The 8,231-nt window shown below is 61.1% G+C and carries 7 protein-coding genes; 4 read left to right on the top strand and 3 right to left on the bottom strand.

Annotated features, from left to right (window positions below; all coding sequences use genetic code 11):
• From PQR67_RS21505 to acnA, 4 genes are all read left to right on the top strand, one after another.
• A partial coding sequence (locus PQR67_RS21505) for a citrate/2-methylcitrate synthase (protein ID WP_408463647.1) occupies positions 1 to 322 on the top strand: 322 nt, incomplete at its 5' end.
• A gap of 102 nt (positions 323 to 424) precedes the next feature.
• A complete protein-coding gene (locus PQR67_RS21500) occupies positions 425 to 931 on the top strand; it encodes a hypothetical protein (protein ID WP_408463644.1) in 507 nt (168 codons plus the stop codon).
• Between the two features lie 25 nt (positions 932 to 956).
• Complete coding sequence (locus PQR67_RS21495) at positions 957 to 2,408, top strand: bifunctional 2-methylcitrate dehydratase/aconitate hydratase (RefSeq protein WP_408463641.1); 1,452 nt, start codon at positions 957 to 959, stop codon at positions 2,406 to 2,408.
• 45 nt (positions 2,409 to 2,453) lie between these two features.
• Positions 2,454 to 5,171 (top strand): aconitate hydratase AcnA, encoded by a 2,718-nt coding sequence (acnA, locus tag PQR67_RS21490; protein ID WP_408463638.1) that lies wholly within the window; start codon positions 2,454 to 2,456, stop codon positions 5,169 to 5,171.
• Between the two features lie 113 nt (positions 5,172 to 5,284).
• On the opposite strand, the gene PQR67_RS21485 is transcribed toward acnA, so the two are convergent.
• From PQR67_RS21485 to PQR67_RS21475, 3 genes are read right to left on the bottom strand one after another with little or no spacing between them, the layout of a single operon-like run.
• Positions 5,285 to 6,271 carry a hypothetical protein gene (locus tag PQR67_RS21485; RefSeq protein ID WP_408463635.1) on the bottom strand — a complete coding sequence of 329 codons (987 nt, stop codon included), beginning with the start codon at positions 6,269 to 6,271 and terminating at the stop codon, positions 5,285 to 5,287.
• Entirely contained in the window at positions 6,268 to 7,983 is a 1,716-nt protein-coding gene (locus PQR67_RS21480; protein WP_408463632.1) for a sensor histidine kinase, read from the bottom strand. Before PQR67_RS21480 ends, PQR67_RS21485 begins: the two co-directional genes overlap by 4 nt.
• 12 nt (positions 7,984 to 7,995) lie before the next feature.
• Positions 7,996 to 8,106 carry a LuxR C-terminal-related transcriptional regulator gene (locus PQR67_RS21475; protein WP_459251984.1) on the bottom strand — a complete coding sequence of 37 codons (111 nt, stop codon included), beginning with the start codon at positions 8,104 to 8,106 and terminating at the stop codon, positions 7,996 to 7,998.
• Between the last annotated feature and the right edge of the window lie 125 nt (positions 8,107 to 8,231).

Genomic DNA, 8,231 nt, shown 5'->3' with positions numbered 1-8,231 from the left:
TAACAAGGTCATCAAGGAAGTCGCAAAGCAGCTCTCGAAGGAAGCGGGCAACCTGAAGCTGTTCAGCATCGCCGAGCGGCTTGAAACCGTGATGGCGGATGCGAAGAAGATGTTCCCGAATCTCGACTGGTTCAGCGCGGTGTCGTATCACATGATGGGCGTGCCGACGGCGATGTTCACGCCGCTGTTCGTGATCGCCCGCACCGCAGGCTGGAGCGCGCACATCATCGAGCAACGGATCGACAACAAGATCATCCGGCCGAGCGCGAATTACACCGGTCCCGAGAATTTGAAGTACCTGCCGCTAAATAGGAGAAAATAGCGGTCGCTGTGCGCTTTCGAGGCGCGTGCAGTTCAACCTCGCGGTTCTCCAGATGGCCAACCGCGCACTGTTTAACTGAAACTAGATAGAAAGGTTTTCTCCATGAAAAAGCTGATGATCGCCGCCGTGATTGGCGCCCTGTCCACGACGATGCTGACCGTCGCGACTGACGCCGCCGCACAAACGGCGACCACCGCCACGAAACCGGCTGCCAAGGCTGTGGCGAAGCGCCCGCAACCGAAACGCCTGATCAAGCGCAAGGCCAACCCGGCCAAGGAAGCGAAGGTCGATCCGGTTCCGGACGGCTCCGAAAAGTGGTCGTGCAACGAAGGTCTGGCATTCGACCTGAAGGGCGACATGAAGCGTGACCAGATCGTCACGGTTCACTGGGCGAACAAGAACTACAATCTGCCGCGCGAAGCGACCACCACGGGCGCAGACCGTTTCCACGACGCCGCATCGGGTATGGATCTGGTCGTGATCCCGACGAAGGCGATGTTGTTCTCGGATAAGGACAGCTCGCGTCTGGCCGACGAATGCAAGACGGCAGCCATGATCCAGGGCGCACCGGCTCCGACGCAATCGAACGCGATCAACAAGACCAACTGATCCGTTACATCAGGAAAGCTCCCCGATGTCCGCTCCGATTTCCAACGTGCGACCCGCCCCGGACTCCGTCCTGGTCGATATCGTCGATTACGTACTGGATTTCCCGATCAACAGCACGCTCGCGCTGGATACCGCGCGTAACTGCCTGATCGATACGCTCGGCTGCGGACTTGAGGCGCTCACCTACCCGGCCTGCACCAAGCTGATGGGACCGATCGTGCCCGGCACGATCGTCCCCAACGGCGCCAAGGTGCCGGGCACGTCGTTCCAGCTGGACCCGGTTCAGGCCGCTTTCAACATCGGCGCGATGATCCGCTGGCTGGACTTCAACGACACCTGGCTGGCTGCTGAATGGGGCCACCCGTCGGATAACCTCGGCGGAATTCTGGCGACAGCCGACTGGCTCTCGCGCAGTGCCATCGCAGCAGGCAAAAAACCGCTGACGATGAAAGACGTGTTGATCGGCATGATCAAGGCGCACGAAATTCAAGGCTGCATCGCGCTCGAGAACTCGTTCAACAAGGTCGGGCTCGATCATGTATTGCTGGTGAAACTGGCTTCGACCGCGGTAGTCGGCCAGATGATCGGCTTGACGCGCGACGAGTTGATCAACGCGGTTTCGCAAGCGTTTGTCGACGGGCATGCGCTGCGCACCTACCGCCATGTACCGAATACCGGCTCGCGCAAGTCGTGGGCCGCGGGCGACGCGACGTCGCGCGCAGTGCGTCTCGCGCTGATCGCGAAGACCGGCGAGATGGGCTATCCGTCGGTGCTGACGGCGAAGACGTGGGGCTTTTACGATGTCCTGTTCAAGGGCAATGCGTTCAAGTTCCAGCGCCCCTACGGTTCGTATGTGATGGAAAACGTGCTGTTCAAGATCTCGTTCCCGGCTGAATTCCACGCGCAGACGGCGGTGGAGGCGGCGATGACGCTGCACGCGCAACTCAACGCAGCAGGCAGGCGCGTGGAAGACATCAGGAAGATCACAATCCGCACCCACGAAGCCGCGATCCGCATCATCGACAAGAAAGGCCCCCTGAACAATCCGGCCGACCGCGATCACTGCATTCAGTACATGATCGCCGTGCCGTTGATCCACGGCCGCCTGACGGCCGCGGACTATGAAGATTCGATCGCGCAGGACGCGCGACTCGATGTGCTGCGCGCGAAGATGGAATGTGTCGAAGACGCGCAGTTCACGAAGAATTACCACGATCCGGAGAAGCGTTCGATCGCCAATGCACTGACGATCGAATTCAACGACGGGTCGACGTTCGACGAAGTTGTAGTCGAATACCCGATCGGTCACAAGCGTCGTCGCGAAGACGGAATTCCGTTGCTGGTCGAGAAGTTCAAGACCAACCTCGCGCGCCGCTTCCCGGTCAGGCAACAACTGGCGATTCTCGACGTGTCGCTGGATCAGGCAAGGCTCGAAGCCATGCCGGTCAATGAATACGTCGATCTGTACGTCATCTAGTTAAGTTAAGTACTGTAGTTCCGCGATCAAACCAAGGAAAACACCATGGCCCACAACCTCCACAAAACGCTCAAGGAATTCGACAGCGGTTCCGGCAAAGGCAAGTTCTACTCCCTGCCGCAACTCGGCAAGGCACTGAACATCAAGATCGACCGCCTGCCGGTTTCGATCCGAATCGTGCTGGAATCGGTGCTGCGTAACTACGACGGCAAGAAAATCGCCGAAGAACACATCACGCAACTCGCGAACTGGAAGCCGACCGCAGCGCGCGTCGACGAAATCCCGTTCGTGGTGTCGCGCGTCGTGCTGCAAGACTTTACCGGCGTGCCGCTGCTCGCCGACATCGCTGCGATGCGCGGTGTTGCGAAACATATGGGCAAGGATCCGAAGTCGATCGAACCGCTGGTCCCGGTCGATCTGGTCGTCGATCACTCGGTGCAGATCGATCACTTCCGCGAAAAGAACGCGCTCGACCTGAACATGAAACTGGAATTCCAGCGCAACAACGAGCGCTACCAGTTCATGAAGTGGGGCATGCAGGCATTCGACACGTTCAAGGTCGTGCCGCCGGGCGTCGGTATCGTTCACCAGGTGAACCTGGAATACCTCGCACGCGGCGTGCACAAGAAGGCCGAAGGCGCGGACACGGTGTACTACCCGGATTCGCTGGTCGGCACCGACAGCCACACCACGATGATCAACGGTATCGGCGTGGTGGGCTGGGGCGTGGGTGGTATCGAAGCTGAAGCAGGCATGCTCGGCCAGCCGGTGTACTTCCTGACGCCGGACGTGGTGGGCGTCGAACTGAAGGGCAAGCTGCGCGAAGGCCTGACGGCGACCGACCTGGTCCTGACCGTCACCGAACTGCTGCGTAAGGAAAAGGTTGTCGGCAAGTTCGTCGAGTTCTTCGGCGAAGGCACGAAGTCGCTGTCGCTGCCGGATCGCGCGACGATCGGCAACATGGCGCCGGAATACGGCGCAACCATGGGCTTCTTCCCGGTCGACGAAAAAACCATCGACTACTTCAAGGGCACGGGCCGCACCGACGCAGAAATCTCCGCCTTCGAGAACTACTTCAAGGCGCAAGGTCTGTTCGGTATTCCGAAGGCTGGCCAGATCGACTACACCAAGGTCGTCACGCTGGATCTCGGCACGGTGACGCCGTCGCTGGCAGGTCCGAAGCGCCCGCAAGACCGTATCGAAATCGGTCACGTGAAGTCGACCTTCAGCGACCTGTTCTCGAAGCCGGTGGCAGAAAACGGCTTTGCCAAGAAGTCGGAAGATCTCGACGCGCAATACACGACGAGCAACGGCGTGGACGTGAAGAACGGCGACATCCTGATCGCCGCCATCACGTCGTGCACGAACACGTCGAACCCGAGCGTGCTGCTGGCAGCTGGCTTGCTGGCGAAGAAGGCTGTGGAAGCCGGCCTGACGGTCGCTCCGCACATCAAGACGTCGCTGGCCCCGGGATCGCGCATCGTCACGGAATACCTGACGAAGACCGATCTGCTGAAGTATCTCGACAAGCTCGGCTTCACGCTGGCTGCATACGGTTGCACGACCTGTATCGGTAACGCGGGCGACCTGACGCCGGAACTGAACGAAGCGATCACGAAGAACGATATCGTCGCGGCAGCGGTTCTGTCGGGCAACCGTAACTTCGAAGCGCGTATTCACCCGAACATCCGCGCCAACTTCCTGGCTTCGCCGCCGCTGGTTGTGGCTTACGCGATCGCCGGCAACATCACGCGCGACCTGATGACCGAACCGGTCGGCAAGGGCAAGGGCGGCAAGGACATCTACCTGGGCGACATTTGGCCGACCAGCGAAGAAGTCGACGCGCTGCTCAAGTTCGCGCTGGACGCAGACGCGTTCCGCAAGAACTACTCGCAGCTCACCAAGAAGGGTGACCTGTGGAGCAAGATCGAAGGCGAAGAAGGTCAAGTCTACGACTGGCCGAAGTCGACCTACATCGCAGAGCCGCCGTTCTTCGGCAACGACTTCTCGATGACGCCGGCTGACAGCATCCCTGCTGTCAAGAACGCGCGCGCGCTGGGCATTTTCGGTGACTCGGTCACGACCGACCACATCAGCCCGGCAGGCTCGATCAAGGAAGACTCGCCGGCAGGCAAGTGGCTGAAGGCAAACGGCGTGCAGAAGGCCGACTTCAACAGCTACGGCTCGCGCCGCGGTAACCACGACGTGATGATGCGCGGCACGTTCGCGAACGTCCGGATCAAGAACCTGATGATCCCGGCGAAGGCAGACGGCACGCGTGTGGAAGGCGGCCTGACGATTCATCAGCCGAGCGGCGAACAAGAGTCGATCTACGACGCAGCGATGAAGTACATCGACGCAGGTACGCCGACTGTTGTGTTTGCCGGTGAAGAGTACGGTACGGGCTCGTCGCGTGACTGGGCTGCGAAGGGTACGCAATTGCTGGGCGTGAAGGCTGTGGTCGCACGCAGCTTCGAGCGGATTCACCGTTCGAACCTGGTCGGCATGGGCGTTCTGCCGCTGCAGTTCAAGGGCTCGGATAGCGTGCAATCGCTCGGTATTACCGGCGAAGAAACGTTCGACGTCGAAGGCCTGGGTAATGACTTCAAGCCGCAACAGGAAGTGACGCTGGTGATTCGCGGTAAGGACGGCAAGGAGAAGCGCGTGCAGGTTCTGCTGCGTATCGATACGCCGATCGAAGTGGATTACTACAAGCACGGCGGGATTCTGCCGTTCGTGCTGCGTTCGCTGCTGGCTGCGTAAGCGTAGCGATTGCGCTTGTAGTTACTGCGAGCTGTTTTGCAGGGGCTGCGTCCTGTGGAGGACGCAGCCGACTTTAGAAGCCCGACCGTTGGTCGGGCTTTTTTTATGGCGTTTTACTTTTGAACACGGCCGGTTTGGAAAGCGTCCGGGTTGTCGGTGACCCGGCGCTGGGTCATGCGGGCGTTCCAGTCGGCGTCGCCAGGGACCGGGACGGTGGCGCGTGTGGTGACGTGGGCGCGCTGTTGGGTGGCCCAGTCGAGCAACGCGGCCTTGTCGAAGGTGTCGCCTTGGGCCGATGAACGTGCGGTCCATTCGGGTTGCTTCGACACGGATGGCTGCGTGGCCGGGCGAAGGGTTCGGGTTAAGGCGAGGCGTTCGTGGTGCGCCTCGGTCAAGCGCGCCACCTTGACTCGTTTCACGGTCTTTGCGGACGGCGTGACCATATCGTCGGCATGGGAAGCCACTTGCACAGCCTGCCTCGGCAAGACTTGGGTGATGTGCCTAGGTGCGGCTGCCGAGGCCGCGGCAACGGACTGCTGCGGCCCGTTCTCGGCCGTGGCCGCTGTCTGCGTATCCGCAACCGCCGTTGTTGCGACCGGTTTTGGATGATCGCCGCGCGGACTCTCCGCCGACAGAACCGTCGACACCACGGATAGCGCTTTCACCTTCTCCGCGTCCTTCATCGAGCATGTGACCAGCAACCACGTGAGCGCGATGGTGCAGCCGGCGAAAATCGACGCGGCGAGCACATGATCCGAGCGCGACGAACGCGGCCGACCGTTGCCCATCTCGAGGTAGCGTTTCGCTTCGGCCAACGCCTCATCGAAGCGATGGGGATTTGAGCGTTGCGGCGATGCCTTCCAGAGCAGGATGTGCTTCACGCCCGGCGGAAGCGGACCAGTCCGCGCTGGTTGGGGCTTGCGTTGTGCTGCGTCCTGAATCGCCTGTTGCGCTGCAGTTCGTGCGCCGAGCGGCGGTTCGTGTTGCTCGCCGACCCGCGCCGCACGTCGGCGCGAGCCGAAAGGCGGCGGCAAGCCATCGAATGGTCGCGGTTTCGGGAACGCCAGATCACCTTCGATTAGAGCCAGCGGTTGGGTCATCTTGTGGTGCTCCGGTATGTGGCGATCTCTGTGTCTAGCTGCGCCATTAAGGTCCGGGCGCGCTCCGCGAGCGTGTCGATTGCACCGGCTTCGCGTTCCTGCGACGTGCCGCTCGCGAACTGCAACGCCTCCATCAGACTGTGGGCGCCGACGAGACCCACGGCTCCGCTCAGTCTGTGCAGCAGGGCGCTCTGCCCGTCATAGTCACCGTCGTGACTCACTTCGCTCAGGCGCTTCAGGTCGTCGTCCATTGAATGGCGCCAGCCGCCCAGAAACATGGGGATATCGATACCCTCTTCGGACAGTGCGTCGAGATAGCGGCGTTCAAAGGGTTCAGATAGGGCGCTCGCGATAGATTCCGACTGTGCAGCATTGGCGAACACAGGCGCCTGAACATTACTAGCCGGTTCTGCGGCCGGTCGCCATTGTTCGACGGTGAACGGCGCACTGAAGCTCGCACGGGTGCCGGGACCCGAGCCGCTTGCGACCGAGAGCTCGCCTTGCATACGTTGCGCGAGTATCTGGCAGAGCGGCAAGCAGGCATCGGTGTCGCCAAACCACCCATCCGCAAGCGGTTGATCAGCGTCCGGCGCGAAAAGTTGTAGTTGAGTGGCGGGCGCGGCTTCTGCACCGACATCTGTCACATTGATCAAAATTCGCTGCGAGCCGGAATTCAATGGCTCCGCCGACACGACGAGCGCAATCTCTCCACGCGTGCTGAGTTGGACCGTGCGGCTTAGCAGGTGGAAGAAGATTTGACCCAGCCGGGCGCTATCGACGAGAATCCGTTCCGCGACCGCCTGGTCAATGCCGGCGCTCAAGCGCAAGCCTCGCTGAGCGGCAGACGGAGACAACAGCACAATGACGCCGTCGACAAGCTCGCGCAAATTAGTGACGCTTTCGTCGAGAACAACCGCGCGTGATTCCAGCGGCGAAATATCCAGTAGGTCGTGGAGCGTTTGGGACCACGTGCGCACTGCGAACCGGATCACCGGCATCTGCGCGCGTCGGGCGGACGGCGTGAGTGCCGTTTCGAGCGATTCAAGTAGACTCGATACGGCGATCAACGGAGCCTCTGCATACAGCCGCATCGTGCCAAGCAGCCAGAGCCGATCCTGTTTCGCGGCGGCACTCGCCTCTGCTGAGGCCGCGACGCGCGCGACTTGCTCGCGCGCGTCGGCCGCATCGCAACGTCGTTTCCATTCGCCCTCCGCGTAGTGTTGCTTCTCGGCGGCACGCTTCAACGCAGCACGGGACAGGCATGCGCCAGCGAGCGCAACGACTGCGGGAGCCGCCAGCGCCAACAGCCACGTTTGCCGCTCGATCGCGGCCTCATGCTCACCCGCCTTCGGTTGACCCACAAAGTGGCGGCTATCAGCTGGGGGAAGCACAAAACGGGCACTGGCAACAGCTTCGTCGCTCGAATGACCGTCGCGGGCTGGATGCCCGGCTTGCCCCACTACGTCGCGTGCAGCCGGCGCTGCGGCCAGACGCGAATCGTCGACGTGCAGTGTGCGCGGCGTACCGTCGACTAACGGTGCCGCGTTGGCGCGTAGCGACAGCATGCACAGCAGTACAAATGCACAGAGACAGCCCAATACCGTCGCGAAGCGGATCGAAGTGAGCCCCGCGTTGTGCGAAAAACGGTGAGCGTAACGCTGTGCACGGCGACGCGCGCCCCCTGAAGAGCCGAACAGATTCATTTCATTCATAGCCGACAAAACTCAATCGATCAGTCGATGCAATGAAGCAAATTCAATCAGGGCGGCCAACGAGGAAAGTCCAAGTTTTTCCTGGATGCGGCTCTTGTACGTGCTCACCGTCTTGTCGCTCATGAAAACATTCCCTTGCCACGCCAACGCTTGCCATCGGCAAGCCCTGACGGCCGCATCGGTCCGGTAGGAACCGCTCGCATCCCGAGCCTGAGAAACAGGGCGCCCGTTAGTATTTCCAGCCAACG

Origin of the sequence: Paraburkholderia fungorum (genome assembly GCF_046026025.1) — a bacterium.
GTDB classification, from domain to species: Bacteria; Pseudomonadota; Gammaproteobacteria; order Burkholderiales; family Burkholderiaceae; genus Paraburkholderia; species Paraburkholderia fungorum_E.
Note: the sequence above shows the minus strand (reverse complement) of the source record. Positions and strands in the feature narration are given on the sequence as shown.